The following is a 21,642-nucleotide window of genomic DNA, read 5'->3' as shown; positions in this document are numbered from 1 at the left end:
GGCCAGGTGGACCTGCCTGAACTCGGAGCCTTCCTGCAATCGCGCCGCGCGCGGATCACGCCCACCGAGGTCGGTCTGCCCACGGGTTCGCGCCGCCGCGTCCCCGGCCTGCGGCGCGACGAGGTCGCGCAGCTGGCGGGCGCGTCCGTGGACTACTACATCGAACTCGAACGCGCCCGTGGCGCGCAACCATCGCCCCAGATGCTCGCCGCCCTTGCCCGCGCCCTGCGGCTGGACTCCGACGAACGCGACCACCTGTTCCGGCTCGCCGGACGCGAGCCCGCCACGGAGAGCGGGACCACCGCACACGTCCAACCAGCCCTGCTGGCACTGCTCGACGAGCTGCACGCCACCCCCGCGCAGATCATCACCGACCTGCACGAAACCGTGGTGCAGAACCGGCTGGCCGTGGCGCTGCTCGGCCCACCGGTCCCGGCCGAAGGTCACGCGACGAGCTTCGTCTACCGCTGGTTCACCGACCCGGCCAGCCGAACCGTGTATCCGGAGGCCGACCATCCGCACCATGCCAAGGTGATGGTGTCCGACCTGCGTGCCGCTGTCGTCCGCCGCGACCACGACGCGCGCTCCAGAGATATGGTCGCGCGCCTGCGCCGGGCCAGCGCCGAGTTCGCCGAACTCTGGGATACCGGCGACGTGGCCGTCCGGCGCGGCGACCGCAAACGCATCGACCACCCCACGCTCGGCGTGCTGGATGTCAACTGCCAGAACCTGTTCAGCGAGGACGGGCGTCAACGGCTCCAATTCTTCACGGCCCCGCCGGGGAGCCCCGCGGTCGAACAATTGCGACTGCTCGCCGTCATCGGTACCCAGGACCTCACCGATACGAGCCTCGACACCACGAATCGGACAACCCACGCTCCTTGATCCGCAAGCGAAATGTCCTCATCTGCCGCGTTGCGCGGCAGGAATCCTGGACCGGCTGAGGAACTCGCCCCACTATGCTGGGCGCCGTGACACCGAAAGCTGAGCAGGAACCAGTGCTGCGGGCCGACGCCGCGCGAAATCGTGCCCGGGTGTTACAGGTCGCCAGCGAGCAACTGGCCGCCGGTGACGACTCGCTCCAACTGAACGTCATCGCCCGGCTCGCCGGAGTGGGCGTGGGAACCGTGTACCGGCACTTTCCCAACCGCCATGCGTTGCGGGAGGCGCTGTTGGCGGAGCGCTTCCAAGAGCTCGTCGGCGAGGCGCAGGCTGCCGCCGCCGACGAGGATGCACTGGTGGGTCTGCACCGCTTACTGCGGTTTGCCCTCGAACGCGCCTTGGACGACGCAGGGTTCGCGGCTGTGCTCGAGTCAGCGAATGACGCCGAGACACGGACCTCAGCTATGAAGGCCGAACTCGACAGCGCCGTCGCGACTCTGCTCGACCGTGCGCGCGTGACCGGCGCCATCCGACGCGACATCGAGCCGGACGATGTGCGCCGCCTGCTGTGCGGCATCGAGCATGCCCTGCGCTCCGGCGACAGCGACTCGACGCGCACCCAGACCTACCTCGACGTCCTCCTCGAGGGCCTGCGGCCCGCGCGCTGACCGACCGTCTCATCCCGAACTCCAATAAGCGGATATCTATCCGTTCTGCTAAGTTGCCGAAGGAACCGGATAGCTATCCGATTCGATGGAAGCGTAGCGAGGGCAGGCCTGTGGAACAACGAGCAGTAGTAACGGCGGGGACCGGCGGAATCGGTCTCGAGACGGCGATAGGTCTAGCGGCGCGCGGCTTCGCCGTCACCGTGGTCGGCCGCAACGTCGAGCGCGGCGCCCGCGCGGTCGAGCGGATCGCGGCGGCCGCCACCGAAGCCGAGCCACGTTTTGTGGCAACCGATCTCGCATCGCTCGGCAACGTGCGCGCGCTCGCCACACAGCTGGCGGCCGAGGGACCGCTGAAGGTTCTGGTCAACAATGTCGGCGCGATGTTCGCAGACCGGCAGCAGACCGTCGACGACATCGAGGCGACGTTCGCCGTCAACCACCTATCGCCCTACCTCCTGACCGAACTGCTGCTCGATCAGCTCCGAGCCGGCGCGCCGAGCAGGATCGTGAACGTCAGCTCCGGTGCGATCCGGGTGGCCAAGCGCACCTTCGACGCCATCGAACCCCCGGGCGGCTATTACGGCTTCCACTGGTATGGCCGAGCCAAGCTCGCCAACCTTGCCTATGCACTGGACTTGGCCGAGCGCCTACGTGACTCAGGTGTCTCGGTATTCGCGGCCGACCCCGGCGGCGCCGCAACGGACATGACCGACGGCACCATGCGATCACCGAAGATCGTCTCTCCGGGACTGCGCCTGATGTGGCCGTTGGTTCGTCGAACCTTCGAACACGCCACCGCAGGCCCCGCGTCGGTAGCCGCCCGGCCGTCGATCTTCGCCGCGACCGACTCCTCCCTGGACGGGCAGACCGGCCTGCTCATCGGCCCCAAGGCCCACCCCGTCCCAGCCTTCCGCGGAAGCACCGATACCAGGACGGTCGAGAACGTCCTCGAGCTCAGCCGGCGGCTGGCGCCCCTCACCGAAAGTCAGTGAGTCCTGCGCAGTCCACCGATCGGATGTTTCCGCTCCCTCCTCGGAGCGAAGTCCGAAACTCAGCCGAAGTGGCAGACGTAGTGCACCGTGTCGAGCACCTCGATCTGGAACGAGCTGTCGCCGGGCACATCGAACGACTCGCCGCCCTTGTACGTCACGGCCTCGGTCGCACCGGCGAGGGTGACCTTGCACTCGCCCTCGATGAGCTCCATGATCTCCGGCGCGCCGGTGTTGAACGTCAGGGTCGAGGGCAGGATGACGCCGACCGACTTGGCGGTGCCGTCGGCCAGCTCGATGCTGTGGCTGACGCACTTGCCGTCGAAGTAGACGTTGGCCTTCTTGGTGACGCTGACATTCTCGAACTGCGACATGGTCTCTTTCCCGTGCTGAAGTGGAGTCGTCAGCCTACTGCAGTGGCGCGGCGGCTCCCGCGCCTACCTGGGAGAACACGAGCCGCTGCCGCACAAAGGTCAGGTCCGCCAACGACGTCGGCCGAGCCTGCGATCGCCCCAGCTCGGTCCGAGCCTCGGCGTCGGTCGCGACCTGGCCGAGCCCGATCACAGGGGTGCGGATCGTCACCCGATAGGCCACCATGTACCGGCCGTCGGCATTCCGGAGCCGACGGGACCGCACAGCGCCGTGAACAGCAGCCGCGCCACGGACGCATGAAAGGCGCCGCTCAGCGGGTCCAGGGCTCCTTCGGTGACCGATATCGTCACGCGCGCCCGGCCGTCGGCGGTGCCGTACATCTGGGAGGTATAGCCGGGCATGCGGCCATTGTGCCCCTGAGCGACGCAGTCGGGACGGAACGCGAACTGCGAGAGCCCGAGGCCGTAACTCGCGATGGACTCCACCGGGCGAAAGTCGCGCATCGCGGCGGCCAGGGCGGGCGGAAGGAGTCGACCTCCTTGCAGAGCGGCCAGGAAGACATCGAGATCCTGTGTGGTGGAGATGATTTCGCCGGAAGCGCCGACAAAGGATGGATTCAGTCGAGTCACGTCCACGAGCGTCGCATCGTCGTCCGGGAAATCCATGTACCCGTGGGCGTGAGGTCCGAGAATCTCCCTACCGGCTCCGGGCAACTCGGTACGCCACATACCGAGCGGCGCGACAATTCGCAGGTACACCTGCCACGCATAGGGGGTTCCGGTGAGTCTCTCGATCAGCAGTCCGGCCAGCAGGTAGTTCGTGTTCGAATACGCCCAGTTCGTACCCGGCTCGAATTTCAACGGTTTGGCCGCGACGAACCGCACCATGTCCGCGGGGAGATAGGTGCGTTCGACATCGTCGATCAGCCCCGGCTCGAATGTCCCGTCCGGCTTCGGCTCCGTCGTATGGGTGCGCAGGCCGCTGGTGTGCTGCAGGATCATCCGCACGGTGATGCGCGGATCCAGCCCGAACTCGGGCAGATGCCGATGCACCGGATCATCGAGCTGTAGCCTGCCCTCGGCGACCAACTGCAGCACAACTGTCGCGACGAACGTTTTCGTGATGCTGCCGACCCGAAACCGTCCGTCCGTCGGAACACCCTCGGTCCGATCCCTTTCCGCGACGCCCGCACTGCCTGTCCAGTCGCCCGCTTCGTCGTGGATTCGAATCTGCACACCCGTCGCACCGGCCGCGACGAGCTCCCGCATCGCCTGATGCACCGTGCTGCGATCGGCACCGGGCACGGCAGCGGCGCTCGTGGCGACCGAGCCGGTCAGCGCAACGACAGCAACGATGGCTGCGGCACATCTCAGTATTCGCATTGTCCCCCCTCGACGTATGTCGCTTCGACGAGAATACCGATTTAGCAATGCGGTTCGCGTTCGAGCGCCGTCTTGCGCTTCCGCTGCGAAGACGCCGCCGAACTGACCGCATCAGCCGAGCCCACTGAATCGCCGGTGCCCGGCGAGGCACCTTCAGTCGAGCTGCCCGTCTCCGCGGAGCCATCGGGAGTCGACGCGCCGTCAGCAGCCAGCCGGGAATGGGTGGCATGGACGAGAGCCTGCCGTGGCCGAGCGGTCTCCCCCGGGAATCCCGATCTACGCCGAGGCGGTCAGCTGATCCACGAGCGATCGGCGGCGCTACACCACCCGCCCGCTCAGTCGACCACCACAGGAAACGACGTCGCCCATCGCTGCGACCACTCCCACACCGGACGCAGTGCCTGGCCGAGTTCCCTTCCGGCCGTGGTCAATTCGTACGACTTATCAGGCTTCTTGACGATCAGCCCCGCCGCCTGAAGGTGCTGCAATCGCACCGACAGCATGCTCGACGAGCACTGCCCCATCCGGCGCCGCAGTTCGAGAAAGCCCAGCGTGCCGGGCTCCAGCTCCCACACGATGCGCAGCATCCACCGCTGGCCGAGCAGTTCCATGGCGGCCAGCATCGGTTCGTTCGCGGGGTCGGCCTCGCCCCGCGACGGCTTCGCACCGCTTGCGCTTCTCATTTCGAACCACGATAGTGATTCTGTTTTAGAAGCAGTGGCGCGGGCGGCGGTCCGCCGAGGAAAGGAACGTGGTGCACGAACAGGACATCTCCTCCGACCGGCGAATCGCCCTCATCACCGGCGCCTCCCGCGGTATCGGCGCCGACACGGCCCGCATCCTCGCGGCCCGCGGCGACCACGTGGTCGTCAACTACCGCGAGAAGCGCCGCCGCGCCGAGACCATCGCCGACGAGATCACTACCGCGGGCGGCAGCGCATCGATCGCGGGCGCGGACGTCTCCGACGAAACCGCGGCCAGCGCACTGATCGCCGACCTCGCCGACCGCTTCGGCCGCCTGGATGTCTTGGTACTCAACGCATCCGGTGGGCTCGAACGCGACGCCGCCCCCGACTACGCCATGTCCATCAACCGCGATGCGCAGCTACGCCTGACCCGCCTCGCGTTGCCCCTCATGCCATCCGGGGCGCGCATCGTCTTCGTCACAAGCCACCAGGCCCACTTCCACGGCCGCAAACCCGTCCCCGCCGACTACGAACCCATCGCCGCCAGCAAACGCGCGGGCGAGGACGCCCTCCGCGCCCTCATCCCCGAACTCGCCACCCGCGGCATCACCCTCACCATCGTCTCCGGCGACATGATCGACGGCACCATCATCGTCCGCCTCCTCGAACGCCGGAACCCCGGCGCCGTCACCACCCGCCGCGACCACGGCCCCCTCCCCACCATCGAGGAATTCGCCACCGCCATCGCCGACGCCACTACGGCCCCAACCGAATCCGGCCACACCGTCTACATCGGCGGCGACGACTACCTCGCGGGGACGTCGATCGACTAGCGGCTTCGACGAGCTGGTTGGCGCTCAGTGGTCGAGGAGGTGGGCCTGTCCAACCGGCTCACCACCTCCCCTCGAGGCGAAATTTTTCGAACGCGATGTTCGTCAGGATGTGGCGCCGATGCGAGTCCGCAGTCCTTCGGCGAACGTGCGCGCCGCCTCCAGATCCGCGGCGTTCGGCCGCCCCTTCCGGATACCGCCGACGAGCTTGAACGGCGCGTACGTGTCGAATGCCCGGCACGAGAAGGCATCGACCACCTCGAAGCCCTTCTGCTCCAGCATCCGCACGAGGGGCCGGGAGAAGCGCTGGAACCGCGCCTCGGGAAACCCACTCGTAGCGAACACGAACGATTTGCGCGGTTGGCCCTCCGGCAGCGACAGGATGAGCTCACGCAGCTCTGCGTGGAAGGACCCCAGGAAGATCCCCGAGCCGAATCCCACAAGGTCATAGGTGGAAAGCTCGGCCGCCTCGACCTGACCGGGTTCGATGACACGGGCCTCCAAAACCTGCCCGATGACGTCGGCGACCTTCTTGGTGTTGCCGTGCGACACCGAGGTGCAGACGATGACGGCCTTCATTGCGATGTCCCCCTTCGCTTTCCCGATTTCGGTGCGGTGCAGTCGGATCGGGGTCACGAGCGACTGCTCCGCCCGGCCAGCGTAGCCGTTGTGGTGACGTGCTCAGTCGGCCTCCTGCACTGAGAGCGGTGGGGCCTGAGGGTGGCATCCTGCCGTCGCTCAGGCGACTCTCTCGAGGTGGTCAGCGACAGGCATACCGCTGACCACGTTCGAACTTGTTGGGTGGGATGTGATGTACGTCCGGCCTCGACTGTGATTTATCCCGTATCTCCGGTTCAATGACGCAATTCGTGTCGATACCGCTTAACGTCGCGACGGCACAACAGTTGGTTTGGAAGGTGGCAGCGAGCGTGGCAGGTACCCAGGCGAAGATCGACGAACTGGCCAAGATCCTGACGATCGCTGAAGAACCGGCAGGTGAGGCCGGTGTCGCCAAGCGGGAGAAGAAGGGCATTCCGAGCGTTCGCCAGCGTGTGGACATGCTGCTCGACCGCGGGACGTTCATCGAGACCGGTGCGTTGGCTCGTCAGCCCGGCCAACCGGATGCTCTCTACGGTGACGGGCTGGTCACCGGTCGCGGGCTGATCGGGGGCCGTCCGGTGGTGGTGATTGCCCACGACCAGACCGTGTACGGCGGGTCGGTCGGTATCACGTCCGCCCGCAAGTTCATGCGGGCGCTGCAACTCGCGTTCGACACCGCGTGCCCGGTGGTGACGATCAATGATTCTGGCGGTGCGCGCATCCAGGACGCGGTGGGTTCGATCGCTTCGTTCGGTGATATTTCCCGGGTGCTGGAGAAACTGTCCGGGTATGTGCCGCAGGTGTCGATCATTCTCGGCAAGTGCGCCGCGGGTTCGGTGTACGGGCCGATCAACACCGACGTGCTCATCGGGACCAAGGATTCCTACATGTTCGTCACCGGGCCGGAGGTGATCAAAGCCGTCAACGGTGAGGACATCACCGCCGAGGAACTCGGTGGCGCCAAGGTGCAGGCCGAACGCGGCACCCTGCATCACGTGGCCGACACCGAGCAGGAAGCCTACGACTGGGCCCGCAACTACCTGAGCTACATGCCGACGAGCTGCCTCGAGCAACCGCCGATCGTCAACCCCGGCCTGGAGCCGGAGATCACCGCTTCCGATCGGGAGCTCGACAAGATCATCCCGGATTCCGATCGCTCCGGTTACGACATGCACGAGATCCTGCTGCGGATCTTCGACGACGGTGAATTCCACGAGGTCCGCGAAGCCTTCGCGCCGAATCTGATCACCGGGTTCGCCAGGGTCGACGGTTATCCGGTCGGTGTGATCGCCAATCAGCCGTTGGTGTTGGGTGGTTCCATCGACGCCGCCTGCTCGGACAAGTCGACCTACTTCATCCGGCTCTGCGACGCGTTCAATATCCCGCTGGTGTTCGTCGCCGACACCCCGGGCGTGCTGCCGGGGCTCGAGCAGGAAGCCAATGGTGTGATCATCCGCGGCGGCCGGGTCCCGCGGGCGATCATCGAGGCGACGGTCCCGATCATCAACCTGGTCGTGCGCAAATCCTACGGTGGCGCCTACGGCATGATGGCGGCCCGGCAGGTGGGTGCCGATATCAGTTTCGCCTGGCCGACGGCCCGGATCGCGGTGATCGGCGCCGACAGCGCGGTCGACCTCATCGGCAGGCGGCAATTGGCGGCGGTGCCGGAGGAGCACCGGGCAGCGGCGCGCGAGTTCATGGTCAACCAGTACAACGAGACGATCGCCACCCCGTGGATCGCCGCCGAACGCGGCTACATCGACGCGGTCATCGAGCCGGCGCGCACCCGTCTGGAGATCCGGAGCGCGCTGCGCTTGTTGCGCGACAAGCCGCCGGTCAAGCCGGAGTTCAACCCGCGCAAGCACCCGGTGTACCCGATGTGATCTTCCCGAACCACTGATCCGCCCGGTCAGTGACAGGATGATCCATCGTGCGGCCATGACGTCCGCCGTTCGCGTTCAACAGGTTTCGGGCCCAGCGCAGCGCACATCCGCTGGCGGGCATGGGCACGGTGCCCGCCGCCGAACAGCACAGTTCGGTGGCGGGCAGCCGAATTCCCCGGCAGGGGTCAGAGCGTGGCGCCGATGCGGGCGCGCAGCCCTTCGGCGAATGTGCGCGCTGCCGCGAGATCGGCCGCGTTCGGTCGTCCCTTCCGGATACCGCCGACGAGCTTGAACGGGAGGTAGGTGTCGAACGCGCGACACGAGAAGGTGTCGACCACCTCGAAGCCCTTCTGCTCGAGAAGCCGCACGAGGGGGCGGGAGAAGCGCTGGAATCCCGCTTCGGGAAATCCACTGGTGGCGAACACGAATGCCTTGCCTCGCCGCCCCACCGGAAGCGACTGAACGAACTCGCGCAAGTCAGCGTGGAACGATCCCAGGAAGATCCCCGAGCCGAACCCCACCAGGTCATAGGTGGCGAGCTCGGCCGCATCGACCTGGCCGGGTTCGACAACACGGGCCTCCAGGGCCTGCCCCATGACGTCGGCGACCCGCTTGGTGTTGCCGTGCGACACCGAGGTGCACACGATGATGGCCTTCATAACTATGTCCCCCTTCACTTTCCGCATTCGAGTCCGGCGCTCGCTGGACCGAGTCACCGGCTCCCATCTGTCCTGCCTCGACCCTAGCGGTTGCGGCGGGGCGCGCTGAGCCCAGCAGATCCCATGCATCGCTGAGAATTCGAGCGCGGGCGGCTGAGTCTTCTCGTTCGGCGGAACAGCGCGCTCACGGTTCCGAAATCTCGTCCCGCGATCCCGCGATCCACGCCGCGATCTGTGCCCGCGAGGTGAAATCCAGCTTGGTCAGCAGGTGCTCCACATGCCCCTGGGCGGTTCGCGGTGAGATGACGAGGCGAGTGGCGATCTCCCGATTGGTGAGCCCTTCGGCGACCAGTTCGGCGACTTCCCGTTCCCGTTTCGTCAGCTTGCGACCGGTAACGTCGGCCGGTGCCTGCGCGGTGTGTTCACCCAAGGCATAGGCGATCGCGGCGTCGAAACTGAGCGCAGCGCCTTCCCGCTGGGCGGCGGAGTACCTCCGATTGCTCAGTGCCTGTCGCGTCCGGCGCTCGTACTCTTCTTGGTGGACGCTCAGGTCCGAAAACATCACCGGCACCGTGCCCACCGACCGGCCGATCCGCTCGGCGGCCGCGGTCAACACGACAGCACGCTCCGCATCCTGTCCTTCGGCGGCGATCCACGCCAGCGCTTGCAGGCAAATACCCGCGTTCGCACGATCTTTCAGCATCCGGCTCAGCCGCAGTGCCTCCGCGAGCAACTGAGTCGCCCGCTCGGGATGGCCCTGCCGCCACAGCGCGAAAGCCAGCCACCACAGCACGTAGGACTGGAAAATCGTACCGCCGTGCTCTTCGGTGAGCGCGATCGCGTGCTCGTAGTACTCGACTGCCCTGTCGGTGTCGTCGCGAAACTCGTGGGTGAGACCGAGGAACATCACAGCATCGACCCGGAACGGGACTTCAGCTCGTTCCTCGTACACCCGGATGGCTTTCTCGAAATATGGGCGCGCGGTGGATGGGTCCCCACCGAACAGTGCGAGGACTCCGTCGGCGAAGTCGATGTGTGCGCGAGCCAGTGGATCGGGCGCCTGCTCGACGCGCGCTCGCCCATCACGCACCAGACGCGCCACCGCGGGAAGGTCGCCCTGCACCGCGGCCATCAGCGAGGCGACGTAGATCGCGGCGGCCTGGTCGACGGTGGCTGCTCCGGTGCACCGGGCAAGCAGGCGCTCGAGCCAGCGCCGCCCCTCACCGAGCAAGCCCTGAAAGAACCAGGAGCTGGAAAGAGCTACGGCGAGCCGAATCCCGGCTTCGGGGTTGTCGGACACGCAGAATTCCAGCGCCTGCCGCAGATTCGGTTGCTCCCTGTTCAACCGGGAAATCCATTCGAGCGCTCGGGAACTGGTCATGCCGGCGTTCGCATCGAAAGCAAGCCGTTGATACCAGTCGCGGTGGCGGCGGCAAACCTCGAGATATTCGCCCGACTGGCGCGCCTTTTCCTGGCCGTAGTCGCGCACGGTGTCGAGCATGTGGAACCGCATCGAGCTACCCGACTCCTCCCGGATGAGGATCGACTTGTCGACGAGGAAGGCGATCGTATCCCAAAGGGTCTCTGCCGCAGAATCATTCCCGCAGACGAACTGTGCGGCCTCCAGGTCGAAGCTTCCGGCGAACACCGACAGCTGGGACCACACTCGTTGCTCGGACGGTGTGCAGAGGTCGTAGCTCCAGTCGATACACAGTCGCAAGGTCTGTTGCCGCGCCGGGGCGCCTCTCCTACCACGCGTGAGCAATGCGAACCGATCGGTCAACCGCTGCAAGATCTGCTCGGGTGACATCGCCCGCAACCAGGCCGTCGCCAACTCGATCGGCAACGGCAAGCCGTCCAGCTGACGGCAGATCCGGGCGATGGTGACCTTGTTGTCCTCGGTCAGCTCGAAGCCCGCGACAGCCGCGGCGGCCCGCTCGGCGAACAATCGCATCGCGTCGTTGCGGGACAGGCTCCTCGGTAGCCGATCGGGATCGGGGACCGCAAGCGGGTGTACCGGCAGTACCGCTTCTCCGTCGAGGCCGATCGGCTCGCGACTCGTCGCGAGAATCCGCAACCCCGGGCACGCACGAAGCAGCGACTCGGCGAGCTTGGCCACCCCGGCCACCATCTGCTCGCAATTGTCCAGCACGAGAAGCAATTCCCGATCGGCCAGGAACTCGGCGAGCACGTCGAGCAAGGGCCGCACCGACCGGTCCTGCAACCCCAGCGCGGCCGCCACGATGCTCGCCAGCAGCGACTCGTCACGCACCTCGCCGATCTCCACGAAAACCACGCCGTCGGCGAAGTCACGCTGCGCGTCAGTGGCCACCCGCACCGCCAGCCGCGTCTTGCCCACCCCACCCATCCCGGTCAACGTCACCAACCGCGCGGCCGACAACGAGTTCTTCGCTTCGGTCAACTCCGTGCGCCGGCCGACGAAACTGGTCAGCTCCAACGGAACCCTGCCCGGTCGGCCCGAACCCGAAGAAGACTCCGGCGGTCGAGGCTCGCGCGATCCGCGCGAGGGGGACGTTCCCTTTCCGTCTGGCTCGGCCCCATGCTCGGCCGAGGACGGGGTGTGCAAGGCCATCTCGTCGACGGGGAAACCATGGTGGCGTTGCGATGCCTGAAGTTGCTCACCCAGTTCGGCCGCGGACGGGCGGCTGCGCGGGTCGCTGCCCATGGCTCGTTCGACGATGGCGCTGACATCCGCGGCAATGCCCTGCTCCCGCAGATCCGGGACCGGCTCGGAGGTGATCCGAACGAACTGCGCCACCACCTGCTCACCGCTGCGACGTTCGAAAGCGGCATGACCGGTGATCGCGGCGAACAACGTCGCGCCCAAGCCATAGACGTCCGTGGCTGGACTCGGTGACTGGCCCGCGACCACTTCCGGCGCGGTGAAAGCCGGCGTACCCGTCACGATGCCGGTGCCGGTGACGAAACCGCCTGCGAAATGGGCGATTCCGAAGTCCACCAGCGTTGGCTCGTCGTAATCGGTGAAAAGGATGTTCGCGGGCTTCACATCGCGATGCAGAACCCCGAAGCGATGCGCCGTCTCCAGAGCTCCAGCCAGCTTCACCCCGAGGCGCAGCACCTCCTGCAACTCCAGTGGCCCGTCGCTGCGGATCCGCGCCTCGAGAGAACTGCGCGGGTAGTACGGCATCACGAGAAAAGGCCGACCATTGCCGGTCACATCAGCGTGGAGGACATGCACGATATTGGGATGCCCGGTCAATCGACCCGCGGCCCGCTGCTCGCGGAAGAACCGCTCCCGATTGTCCTCGTCGAGATCGGCGGTGAGCACCTTGACCGCTACCACACGATCGAGCTCGGCCTGCGTGCACCGGTAGACGGCACCGAACCCGCCGCGGCCGATCTCCATGGCGTCGTCGAACCCGGCCGCCGCCAGCTCCGCCGCGACCGAACCGGACGCGTCACGTTGCGTCGCGAAGGGATCGGCGTCGGTCATCGACTACACCGATACGTCCGAACCACGCCATGGCAACAGCATCATTGTCCTGCTCGCCTCTCGATGACTACCTCGAGAATATCGCCGGGTGAGGGACCACGGGTCTCGTTGCCGCCCGCGTGCGGGGAACCGGTTCCGCCGTGTTGCCGGCGCGGTGCCGCAACGCGACGGCCGAGTCGCAGGCCGGGGGCGGAAAGGAGCCGTGACCAGGATGGACTGCGCGATATCCTGAGCACGGCACGAAGCAGGACCGGCGCATGGGCGAAAACGATTCGTTGAAGACACAGCGCGCCGTGATCCCCGAGATCACGGCGGAGCTGGCGGCGGTCGGATTCGCAGACGCGCACGAGATCGGGCGCGGCGGATTCGGGGTGGTGTATCGGTGCACCCAGGTCGCTTTGGACCGGACGGTGGCGATCAAGGTGCTCACCGCCGACCTGGACGAGGGGAATCAGGAGCGGTTCGTCCGGGAACAGCGGGCGATGGGCAGGCTGACCGGGCACCCCAATATCGCGGAGGTGCTCGAGGTCGGCACCACCGCCACGTCCGGGCTGCCCTATCTGGTGATGCCCTACTACCCGCAGCATTCTCTCGACGCCCGTGTCCGCAGTCACGGTCCCCTGTCGGTCGAGGAGGTGCTTCGTCTGGGGGTCAAGCTCGCCGGGGCTCTCGAGACCGCACATCGGCTCGGCATCCTGCACCGCGACGTCAAACCCGGCAACATCTTGATCACCGATTACGGTGAGCCGGCGCTGACCGATTTCGGCATCGCGCGAATTCCCGACGGGTTCCACACCGCGACCGGCACGGTCGCCGGTTCACCCGCGTTCACCGCACCGGAGGTACTGGGCGGTGCGGCACCCACCCCCGCCGCCGACGTGTACGGACTCGGCGCGACATTGTTCGCCACGCTGACCGGGCACGCGGCGTTCGAGCGACGCAGCGGCGAGCAGGTGGTGGCGCAATTCGTGCGGATCACCACTCAGCCGCTGCCCAACCTGCGCGAGCACGGCATCGATGACGACCTCGCGCAGGTGATCGAACATGCCATGGCCCGCACCTCCGAACAACGGCCCTCCGCGGCGGCATTGGGTGAGCAACTGCAACGACTGCAGGCCGGACGCGGGTTGCCGGTCGACGAGATAGCCGTGCGGGCCGAAGCAGATGGGGGGCGGCCCGAGAGCGCTCCGGTTTCCTTGATTCCGCCGACCACCGGTCGCTCGCCGGTTCTGGGTCCTGTGCCGTCCGCTTCGTCGGTCAGCGCAAAAGCGCCTCATCCACTCGAGCTGACGAGCTTTGTCGGCCGCCGAGTCGAACTGGCCGAGGTCAAGAGTCTGCTGGCACGCTCCCGGCTGGTGACGTTGACCGGGATCGGTGGGGTCGGCAAGACCCGACTGGCGACGCGGGTCGCCACCGGGGCGCAACGGGATTTCGCCGACGGGGTGTGGCTGGTCGAGCTCGCCGAGCTGCACGACGGCGGCCTGCTGCCGGAGGTGATCGCCACGGCTCTGGAATTGCGACCACGCCGACGGCTGGTTCTCGAGGTGCTGGTCGACCACCTGGCTTCACGGCGGCTGCTGCTGGTGCTGGACAACTGCGAACAAATCGTCGATGCCGCGGCGAAGGTTGCCGAGACCTTGCTGCGGGCGTGCCCGGCACTGCGGATCCTCACCACCAGCCGCGAGCCCCTTGGCATCGGCGGGGAGTCCGTCCTACGCGTGCGACCGCTGACCGTTCCCGATCCGGATCGGCGGCCGACACTGCGCGGTGCGCCGCGCTACGACGCGGTCACCCTGTTCGTCGAGCGGGCCGCCGCGGCCGTGCCAGGCTTCGCCCTCACCGAGGACAACCTCGCGACGGTGACCGAGATCTGCCGCCGCCTCGACGGGCTGCCCTTGGCGATCGAGCTGGCCGCAGCCCGGCTGCGAGCGTTGTCACCCGAGCAGATCCGGCAACGCCTCACCGATCGATATGCGCTGTTGACCCGCGGCAGCCGCACCGCGCCGAGCCGTCAGCAGACCCTGCGGTGGTGCGTCGACTGGAGTTACTCGCTGTGCACCAAGGCCGAACAAGCAGTGTGGGCCCAGCTCTCGGTGTTCGCAGGCAGCTTCGAACTCGACGCGGCCGAACAGGTCTGCCGAGACGACCTCGGCGACGAGAACCTGCTCGACGTGCTGACCGCCCTGGTCGACAAATCCATCCTGATCAGGGAGGAGTCGGGTCCGGCGGTGCGGTTCCGGCTGCTCGAGACGGTACGCGAATACGGCCGCGACAAACTCGACGAAACTGGTGAATACACGAAACTCCGACGCCGACATACGGATTGGTACCGGCAACTGGCCGAAGACGCCGAGGCAGATTGGATCAGCCCCCGCCAGCTCGACTGGATCGCCCGCCTCGACCGCGAGCAACCCAACCTGCGCGAGGCGTTGGCCTTCTGCCTCGACGACACCGAATCGAAATCCGAGGCCGCGCTGTCGTTCGCGGCGGCCCTGCAGCTGTTCTGGCTCCCCCGCGGCCAGCTCGGTGAGGAGCGGCGCTGGCTCGACCGCGCCCTTGCCACCGGTCCCGCTGCCGCCACTCCGCTACGCGCCAAGGCACTGTGGCGCGCTGCGCTGGTCACTGCGGCCCAAGACGATTCCCGTGCGCTGTCCGCCCTGCTCATGCAGGCGCAGAGGCTCGCCGAACAGACCGAGCACCCGATCGTGCACGCCTTCGCGGAGCTCACCCAAGCCCTCCGCGCGGTCAGCAGCGGCGGCCCTCCGCCCGTACGCGCCCCTCTCGAAGCCGCCCTCGAATCGTTCACCGCGCAGGGTGACGTCTACGGACAGATATGGACCCTCATCGCGCTCTGCTGGACGCAGGAACTGCAGAGAGATGGCGCGGCACCTCGTCCGTACCACGAGAAGGCGCTGGCGATCGCCGAATCTCACGGCGATTCCCTCCATCGTTCCTATGTCCTGTGGGGCGCGGCCGTGGCCGCGTGGCGCCAGGCCGACCGCGATCGTGCGCTAGCGCTGCTACGGCAGGAATTGCAGCTGACCAGGCAGCAAAAAGATCAATTGATGGGCGGCATAGCCCTGGAGATACTCGCGTGGGTTGTGGGAAGCCAGGGCAGTGCGCGGCGCGCCGCCGTGCTGCTGGGCGCTGCGACAGCACAGTCTCGGTCGACCGGCATCGCCACCGTGCCGTTTGCGACCCTGATGGTCCACCACGACGAGTGCGAACGAGCGGCGCGTCACGAACTCGGTCGGCGAGCATTCGAGACCGCCTTCCGTGAAGGGGCCGCGCTGGACCTCGACGCCGCGATCGGCTACGCCCTGGGAGAGCAACCGCAAGCAACGGCTGCCGGCCCCTCGGCGGAGCTGACCGCCCGGGAACAGGAGGTGGCAGGCCTGATCGCCGACGGCCTCACCAACAAGGCCATCGCCACCCGCCTGAGCATCTCCCTGCGCACCGCGCAGGGACACGTCGAACACATCCTGACCAAACTCGGATTCACCTCACGCGCCCAGATCGCCGCCTGGGTCGCCGAGCGGAGCTAGCCGGTCATCGGCGAACCGTCTACGTCCAGGTCTGCGCGATCGGCTCATTCCATCGCGGCCTTGGCCTTCGGCCAGATGCGGGCCAGATCGATCAGGTGCGCGAGTTCGGCGTCGAAATCGTGCGCGACCACCGGCAATGACGATGGCGCCCCGGTGCCGGCGGGCGGTAGGCCCGCCTTTCTGGCCTGCGCCGCCCGTATCAGCCGATGGGCGTAATCGGTGAGCTCTCGGTCCGATTCGGGCTCTCGCACGGTATTGCGTTGCGTTTCACCGGTTTCGGCCGGGAGGTAAGCGCCTAGGTGAAGCATTGCGTCGCGGATCTCCACGGTCATCCGCAGTAGACGGGTGGCTGGATCCGAGCCGTGCCGCGCATCGACGGGCATGACGATCTCCGGGACCGCCGCGGTGAGATCACGCCACAGCGGCAACAGTCGACGGCAGGTTCTGGTGGCGCGATCCATACCCGCGCGCAGCACCAGCTCCGCGATCAGCGGTATCGCGTGCAGTGTCGCATTGATCGCGACCCACAGGGCGAACGCGGCCTGGACCAGCGACAGTTGCGGTCCGCCGGGCCATCCGGTGGCCAGCTGGGAAAGCGAGAGTGCCAGCGCGCCCCAGAGAACGACATTGCCGGCGATCAGGACGCCACACACGATCCGCGCCGCGCGCGGGGTATCGACATCGCGGAGTACGCCGAGACACGCGCGAGTGAGCACGACCGTGTTGTACGTGACGGCGAAGGCGCAACCGATGACCAGTCCAACCCCCGCGAGGCGCAGGTCGACCGATCGTCCCGAGTATCTCGCCGATGCCACGGCAAGGACTGTCGAGGCCGTCACGGCCGAGGCGAGCAGAGCGGCGTTGCGCTGGTGGCGCCATACGGCATCCGGCTCGGCATCGGCGCTGACGATCCGATCGATGCTGTACTGGTATGTGGTGATCATGAGAACGCCGCCCAGGGCAAGCTGATTCGCCGGGTCGTCGATGGTCGGCGTCGATGCGCACCGGTATACCAGCAGGGTCGCGATGCTCCACAGGCCCGTGTGGTTCACGAGCCGATCCATAACAGCGCCGCCGCCGAGCCATAACCGAACCGACAGGAGAACCGTGACGTAGCCGATCACCGCCCAGGCCAGGACTCCCGGTATCGGAGACGACATCGACGCATCCTCTTGGTCCGGCGGAACTCGTGTCCGGTCGGAGGATACTGCCGCCTCGGGTGCACAACCACGCGGCGCCGGATCACCTATACCCGGCAACCATTGACCTGTCTTGGATTTCATCCGATCGACGGTGCTCGGCGGTTGCGATCGCTCGGATACTTGCGGGCAGTGCGCCACTCGGTGGCCTTCGACACGGCAGCCGAGGTCGAAGCGGAGGTGCGGACGCATGTTGCGGCACGCCGATCCGGCGATGACTCAGCGCAAGTACATGGCTCGCGGGCGGGTGCACCATGACGCTGCGGTGGTGATCCACAGTGCGGTCATGGGCGGGCTCGGTCACCGTGAGCAGGACAGCGACGGTGCAGGACAGATTTCGACTTTTGAGAGACTTTCCGGCGCTATTCGCGGTCTGGAAACGAATTCGGCCCCCGACCGTGTACGCTAAGCGCTGGTCAGGGGCCGTTCTCGGCTCCCCCATCTGGACTCGAACCAGAAACCTGCCGATTAACAGTCGGCTGCTCTGCCAATTGAGCTATAGGGGACTATTCTGGGCGGCTCTCCCGTACTGGGCGGGCCGAGGTGAAACTTTAGCGTATTGCCGGGCGGGTTCCCAAATCGCGCGTCTACCTGGGGTGATGCCGGGGTGCGCGTGGGGTTGGTGGGGTACCTGGTGTCTCAGGGGTAACTCGGTGCCGGATCGACAGGCGGACCGGGCGTCGGGCAGGATGGTAGCCGCGCACAGGCGATTGGGAGGAGCTCGAGGAATGCTGCGGTTGATCATCGGCGTCGCGGCCGGTTACGTGCTCGGCAGTAAGGCCGGGCGGGCTCGCTACGAACAGATCAGCGCGGCCACACGCGCGGTCACCTCGAGTCCGGTGACCCGAAAGCTGGTGCAGGTGGGGCGGCAGCGACTGTCGGACAAGTTGAGCACCCGTCCGCAGCTGGAGCCGATGGTGCCGTTGGACGAGCGCACCACCGTGCTCGTGCCGCACGATCAGCTGCGGCGCCGCTGAGCGACGCGAGCGTAGAGCGAACAGACGCCGCCGACCACGACTGCGATCGGGTCGGCGGTCATCGTCCCGAGCCCAGCCATACTCATCAGCGCCCCGAGCCGCGCTCGTCGATCAGCGGGCAACAGTAGGGCCGCCACCTCGGGAGCGTCTAGCTCTGAGTGACAGACCCGCGATCACCCAGCGGCGAAATCGTCGGAGTTACCCATCGCCTGAGCTTCCAGGCTCTTTCGGTACTGCTCCAGCGCGACAAGATCACCGAACAGCGCCATGTAGGCGTCGGTCTGTTCGGTGGCGGACAGCCGTTGCAGCTTGGATTTCAGCGTCGCGATCTGACGGCCGACCCACGCCTCCTGGGCGCGGGCGAGCACGCCGGTGATGAAGCGCGGGATGTCGTCGACGGTTTTCACCGGCAGCGGCTCGTTGGCGAGTTCGGAGACCAGGGCGCGCAGGGTGAGGTCGTCGGTGGCGTCGGTGACGGCGTTGACCCATTCCGCGCCGCTCAGTCCGGCGGACGCGCCGCCCGCTTCGGCGACCATGGTGCGGACCGCGACGTAGGCGGGGTGGGTGAACGCCTCGGTCTCCAGCGCGTCGAACACCGTGCCCGCGATCGCCGGGTATTGCAAAGCGGCGCAGAGGACTTGGCGTTGCGGCAGCAGCACCGGGTCGTTCGGGTTGGGGCGGGCGGCAGGGTGCTCGGTGACCTTGGCGGTCGGCGCGGGGGCTTCAGCGCGGCGCGGCCCACCGAGACGGTTGCGCTTGGCTTCCTCGCCGACGCGGCGCACCACGGTCTGGATGTCGTCCCAGCCGACCCAGCCCGCGAGGCGGGTGGCGTAGGCCTTGCGGGTGGCGTTGTCCTTGATCTGCGCGACCACGGGGACGGCGCGGCGTAGCGCTTCCACCTGGCCTTCGACCGCGTCCAGGTTGTGTTCGGCGAGCAGGCCGCGAATCACGAACTCGTACAGCGGGGTTCGCCGCGCGATCAGGTCGCGGACCGCGCCGTCGCCGGAGCGCTGGCGTAGCTCGCACGGGTCCTGCCCGTCGGGCGCGACGGCGATGTAGGTCTGGCCCGCCAGCTTCTGATCGCCCGCGAAGGCCTTCAGCGCGGCCGCCTGACCCGCCGCGTCGCCGTCGAAGGTGTAGATGATCTCGCCGCGCCAGAAGTTGTCGTCCATCAGCAGGCGGCGCAGGATCGCCATGTGCTCGTCGCCGAAGGCGGTGCCGCAGGAGGCGACGGCGGTTTTCACGCCGGCGAGGTGCATGGCCATCACGTCGGTGTAGCCCTCGACCACGACGGCCTGGCGGCCCTTGGCGATCTCGCGCTTGGCGTGATCGAGGCCGAACAGCACCTGAGACTTCTTGTACAGCAACGTTTCCGGCGTGTTCACGTACTTGCCGGGCATGGTGTCGTCGTCGAAGAGCTTGCGGGCGCCGAAGCCGATGACCTCGCCGCCGAGATTGCGGATCGGCCACAGCAGGCGGCGGTGGAAGCGGTCGATGGGGCCGCGTTTGCCCTGCTTGGACAGGCCCGCGGCCTCCAACTCCTTGAAGTCGAAGCCCTTGCGGAGCAGGTACTTGGTGAGCGCGTCCCAGCCGTCCGGGGCGTAGCCGCAGCCGAACTGGAGGGCCGCGTTGCCGTCGAAGTTGCGGTCGGTGAGGTATTTGCGCGCCGCCTCGGCCTCCGGCTCGCGCAGCCGGGCCATGTAGAACTCGTGCGCGGCGGCGTTGGCGGCGACCAGGCGGGCACGGGTGCCTCGATCGCGCTGCACCGAGGTGCCGCCGCCCTCGTAGTTGATCTGGTAGCCGATCCGGTCGGCCATCTGCTCGACGGCCTCGACGAAGCCGATGTGCTCGATCTTCTGCAGGAACTTGTAGACGTCCCCGCCCTCGCCGCACCCGAAGCAGTGGAAAAGGCCGTGATTGGGCCGCACGTGGAACGACGGCGACTTCTCGTCGTGGAACGGACAAAGCCCCTTCATGGAGTCCGCGCCCGCACGCTTCAACGCGACGTACTCCCCCACCACGTCTTCGATCCGGACGCGTTCGCGTATTGCCGCGATATCGCGATCAGGGAGTCGTCCGGCCACGCGACGAGTCTAGCCAGTCCGGCGACTACCGAGGCAGCGGCACCGGTTCTCCGGAACGGCGCGCTTCAGGGGTCGATCACACGGACGTCGAACTGCGACCGAACCCCGGCGCGGACCAGCGAGGCAATGACGTAATGACGTAATGATTACGTCAACAGCCGAAATAGTCGGCGAGGCGTTCGAAGCGGCTTTCGGTGTAGGAGGCGATCTGGTCGACGATGACGCGGATCTCGGCGGTCGGGGTGGTGGCGGCGTGCCACCATGGGAGGAGTTGGGGGTCGAGGTGGCGGGGGGCTTCGGTGTGCAGGCGGGCGGCTACGGCGAGGATGCGTTCACGCTGGGCGGCTTGGCGGCGCCGGTGGTCGGGGTCGGACATGACGTAGCGCAGGGCGACGGTTTTGAGCATGGCCACTTCGGCGGCGGCGACCGGCGGGATCTCGAGGTCGGCGGCGTAGCGGGACAGCGGTTGGGGGCCCGCGACGGCGCGGGTGGCCATGATGGCGGCCGTGGCGAAACGGCCGACGAGCTCGCTGGTGAGTCGTTTCAGGGCGACCGAGGCGGTGAGGGTGCCGTCGTAGCGGAAGACCGCGGCGACCACCGGCAGTTCCGACAGACGCTGGGCGGCCTGGATCAGCTCGTCGGTGGTGAGGCTGCCGTGCTGGGCGTGGCCCATGCGGGCGAGCTCGCACTGTTCGGACGGGTCGGCGAGGGCGCGCAGGTCGATACGGCCCGCGATGATGCCGTCCTCGACGTCGTGCACCGAGTAGGCGACGTCGTCGGACCAGTCCATGATCTGGCATTCCAGGCTGCGCCTGCGGTCCGGCGCGCCCTTGCGTATCCACGCCAGCCGGTCCAGGTCGATATCGTAGGCGCCGAACTTCGTGCCGGATCCCGTTCTGCCCCACGGATATTTGATCGCCGCGTCGAGGGCGGCGCGGGTCAGGTTGAGCCCGGCGCTCGCGCCGTCGGAGGTGAGCACCTTGGGTTCGAGGCGGGTCAGGATGCGCAGGTTCTGCGCGTTGCCCTCGAATCCGCCGTGCGCGTCGGCGAATTGATCGAGGGCCATCTCGCCGTTGTGGCCGTAGGGCGGGTGGCCGATGTCGTGTGCGAGCCCGGCCAGGTCGACCAGGTCGGGATCGCAGCGCAGACCGTCGGCGATGCTGCGGCCGATCTGGGCGACCTCCAGCGAGTGGGTGAGCCTGGTGCGCGGGGTGTCGCCGTCGCGCGGGCCCATCACCTGGGTCTTGTCCGCGAGCCTGCGCAGCGCCGCGGAGTGCAGGACACGGGCGCGGTCGCGGGCGAACTCGGTGCGGTGGCCGTTCTCGAACTCGCTGCGGGGCGGGGCGAGGCCGGCGGTCTTGGCGCCCTCGGCGGCCATCCGTTCCCGGTCGTGGTCGGTATAGCTGTCCAT

17 protein-coding genes and 1 tRNA gene are annotated in these 21,642 nt (G+C 67.3%); 8 read left to right on the top strand and 10 right to left on the bottom strand.

Features of this window, described 5'->3' with window-relative positions:
- Nucleotides 1-6: 6 nt before the first annotated feature.
- The 3 genes from AC3ERS_RS02450 (at nt 7) to AC3ERS_RS02440 (ending at nt 2,542) form a co-directional block, all read left to right on the top strand.
- On the top strand, nt 7-885 hold the full coding sequence (locus AC3ERS_RS02450; protein ID WP_431962976.1) for an MmyB family transcriptional regulator: 879 nt from the start codon (nt 7-9) through the stop codon (nt 883-885).
- A 74-nt stretch (nt 886-959) separates the two neighbouring features.
- A complete protein-coding gene (locus AC3ERS_RS02445; RefSeq protein ID WP_431962974.1) occupies nt 960-1,550 on the top strand; it encodes a TetR/AcrR family transcriptional regulator in 591 nt (196 codons plus the stop codon).
- Between the two features lie 110 nt (nt 1,551-1,660).
- On the top strand, nt 1,661-2,542 hold the full coding sequence (locus AC3ERS_RS02440) for an SDR family NAD(P)-dependent oxidoreductase (RefSeq protein ID WP_431962972.1): 882 nt from the start codon (nt 1,661-1,663) through the stop codon (nt 2,540-2,542).
- 59 nt (nt 2,543-2,601) lie between these two features.
- Here the strand turns inward: AC3ERS_RS02440 and ppnP are convergent, their stop codons facing one another.
- From ppnP to AC3ERS_RS02425, 3 genes are all read right to left on the bottom strand, one after another.
- Nucleotides 2,602-2,913 carry a pyrimidine/purine nucleoside phosphorylase gene (gene ppnP, locus AC3ERS_RS02435; RefSeq protein WP_431962970.1) on the bottom strand — a complete coding sequence of 104 codons (312 nt, stop codon included), beginning with the start codon at nt 2,911-2,913 and terminating at the stop codon, nt 2,602-2,604.
- Nucleotides 2,914-3,117: 204 nt separating this feature from the next.
- Complete coding sequence (locus AC3ERS_RS02430) at nt 3,118-4,293, bottom strand: serine hydrolase domain-containing protein (protein ID WP_431962968.1); 1,176 nt, start codon at nt 4,291-4,293, stop codon at nt 3,118-3,120.
- A 335-nt stretch (nt 4,294-4,628) separates the two neighbouring features.
- Nucleotides 4,629-4,976: a winged helix-turn-helix transcriptional regulator gene (locus AC3ERS_RS02425; RefSeq protein ID WP_431962966.1), complete on the bottom strand. Its 348-nt coding sequence runs from the start codon at nt 4,974-4,976 to the stop codon at nt 4,629-4,631.
- 68 nt (nt 4,977-5,044) lie between these two features.
- Between AC3ERS_RS02425 and AC3ERS_RS02420 the strand changes: the two genes are divergently transcribed.
- Nucleotides 5,045-5,812 (top strand): SDR family oxidoreductase, encoded by a 768-nt coding sequence (locus tag AC3ERS_RS02420; protein WP_431962964.1) that lies wholly within the window; start codon nt 5,045-5,047, stop codon nt 5,810-5,812.
- A gap of 102 nt (nt 5,813-5,914) precedes the next feature.
- On the opposite strand, the gene AC3ERS_RS02415 is transcribed toward AC3ERS_RS02420, so the two are convergent.
- Complete coding sequence (locus AC3ERS_RS02415) at nt 5,915-6,445, bottom strand: flavodoxin family protein (RefSeq protein ID WP_431962962.1); 531 nt, start codon at nt 6,443-6,445, stop codon at nt 5,915-5,917.
- A 293-nt stretch (nt 6,446-6,738) separates the two neighbouring features.
- Here AC3ERS_RS02415 and AC3ERS_RS02410 point away from each other — a divergent pair, with 293 nt between their 5' ends.
- Entirely contained in the window at nt 6,739-8,292 is a 1,554-nt protein-coding gene (locus tag AC3ERS_RS02410) for an acyl-CoA carboxylase subunit beta (RefSeq protein WP_431962960.1), read from the top strand.
- Between the two features lie 185 nt (nt 8,293-8,477).
- Here AC3ERS_RS02410 and AC3ERS_RS02405 read toward each other — a convergent pair whose 3' ends face one another.
- A complete protein-coding gene (locus AC3ERS_RS02405; protein WP_431962958.1) occupies nt 8,478-8,951 on the bottom strand; it encodes a flavodoxin family protein in 474 nt (157 codons plus the stop codon).
- A gap of 184 nt (nt 8,952-9,135) precedes the next feature.
- Nucleotides 9,136-12,426 carry a protein kinase domain-containing protein gene (locus AC3ERS_RS02400; RefSeq protein ID WP_431962956.1) on the bottom strand — a complete coding sequence of 1,097 codons (3,291 nt, stop codon included), beginning with the start codon at nt 12,424-12,426 and terminating at the stop codon, nt 9,136-9,138.
- 257 nt (nt 12,427-12,683) lie between these two features.
- On the opposite strand from AC3ERS_RS02400, the gene AC3ERS_RS02395 reads away from it, so the two are divergent.
- A complete protein-coding gene (locus tag AC3ERS_RS02395; protein ID WP_431962955.1) occupies nt 12,684-15,971 on the top strand; it encodes a protein kinase domain-containing protein in 3,288 nt (1,095 codons plus the stop codon).
- Nucleotides 15,972-16,015: 44 nt separating this feature from the next.
- On the opposite strand, the gene AC3ERS_RS02390 is transcribed toward AC3ERS_RS02395, so the two are convergent.
- Nucleotides 16,016-17,131 (bottom strand): MAB_1171c family putative transporter, encoded by a 1,116-nt coding sequence (locus AC3ERS_RS02390; protein WP_431962953.1) that lies wholly within the window; start codon nt 17,129-17,131, stop codon nt 16,016-16,018.
- Nucleotides 17,132-17,360: 229 nt separating this feature from the next.
- Here AC3ERS_RS02390 and AC3ERS_RS02385 point away from each other — a divergent pair, with 229 nt between their 5' ends.
- Nucleotides 17,361-17,579, top strand: a complete 219-nt coding sequence (locus AC3ERS_RS02385) for a hypothetical protein (protein ID WP_431962951.1) — start codon at nt 17,361-17,363, stop codon at nt 17,577-17,579.
- Between the two features lie 24 nt (nt 17,580-17,603).
- On the opposite strand, the gene AC3ERS_RS02380 is transcribed toward AC3ERS_RS02385, so the two are convergent.
- Nucleotides 17,604-17,676 (bottom strand) — tRNA-Asn (locus AC3ERS_RS02380).
- 222 nt (nt 17,677-17,898) lie between these two features.
- Here AC3ERS_RS02380 and AC3ERS_RS02375 point away from each other — a divergent pair.
- Nucleotides 17,899-18,147 (top strand): hypothetical protein, encoded by a 249-nt coding sequence (locus tag AC3ERS_RS02375; protein WP_431962949.1) that lies wholly within the window; start codon nt 17,899-17,901, stop codon nt 18,145-18,147.
- A 173-nt stretch (nt 18,148-18,320) separates the two neighbouring features.
- Here the strand turns inward: AC3ERS_RS02375 and dnaG are convergent, their stop codons facing one another.
- Together dnaG and AC3ERS_RS02365 are read right to left on the bottom strand one after the other, a co-directional pair.
- Nucleotides 18,321-20,231 (bottom strand): DNA primase, encoded by a 1,911-nt coding sequence (gene dnaG, locus AC3ERS_RS02370; RefSeq protein WP_431962947.1) that lies wholly within the window; start codon nt 20,229-20,231, stop codon nt 18,321-18,323.
- Nucleotides 20,232-20,382: 151 nt separating this feature from the next.
- Nucleotides 20,383-21,642 carry a deoxyguanosinetriphosphate triphosphohydrolase gene (locus tag AC3ERS_RS02365; protein WP_431962945.1) on the bottom strand — a complete coding sequence of 420 codons (1,260 nt, stop codon included), beginning with the start codon at nt 21,640-21,642 and terminating at the stop codon, nt 20,383-20,385.

The sequence above is a fragment of the Nocardia sp. bgisy134 genome (assembly GCF_057708325.1).
This window is presented reverse-complemented; position numbering and strand designations above follow the sequence as displayed.

Excerpts from the sequence above, each read along its gene's own strand:
- AC3ERS_RS02445 (WP_431962974.1), top strand. The coding sequence starts at position 960 with ATGCTGGGCGCCGTGACACCGAAAGCTGAGCAGGAACCAGTGCTGCGG.
- ppnP (WP_431962970.1), bottom strand. The coding sequence starts at position 2,913 with ATGTCGCAGTTCGAGAATGTCAGCGTCACCAAGAAGGCCAACGTCTAC.
- AC3ERS_RS02430 (WP_431962968.1), bottom strand. The coding sequence starts at position 4,293 with ATGCGAATACTGAGATGTGCCGCAGCCATCGTTGCTGTCGTTGCGCTG.
- AC3ERS_RS02425 (WP_431962966.1), bottom strand. The coding sequence starts at position 4,976 with ATGAGAAGCGCAAGCGGTGCGAAGCCGTCGCGGGGCGAGGCCGACCCC.
- AC3ERS_RS02405 (WP_431962958.1), bottom strand. The coding sequence starts at position 8,951 with ATGAAGGCCATCATCGTGTGCACCTCGGTGTCGCACGGCAACACCAAG.
- AC3ERS_RS02400 (WP_431962956.1), bottom strand. The coding sequence starts at position 12,426 with ATGACCGACGCCGATCCCTTCGCGACGCAACGTGACGCGTCCGGTTCG.
- AC3ERS_RS02395 (WP_431962955.1), top strand. The coding sequence starts at position 12,684 with ATGGGCGAAAACGATTCGTTGAAGACACAGCGCGCCGTGATCCCCGAG.
- AC3ERS_RS02390 (WP_431962953.1), bottom strand. The coding sequence starts at position 17,131 with ATGTCGTCTCCGATACCGGGAGTCCTGGCCTGGGCGGTGATCGGCTAC.
- AC3ERS_RS02385 (WP_431962951.1), top strand. The coding sequence starts at position 17,361 with ATGTTGCGGCACGCCGATCCGGCGATGACTCAGCGCAAGTACATGGCT.
- AC3ERS_RS02375 (WP_431962949.1), top strand. The coding sequence starts at position 17,899 with ATGCTGCGGTTGATCATCGGCGTCGCGGCCGGTTACGTGCTCGGCAGT.
- AC3ERS_RS02365 (WP_431962945.1), bottom strand. The coding sequence starts at position 21,642 with ATGGACAGCTATACCGACCACGACCGGGAACGGATGGCCGCCGAGGGC.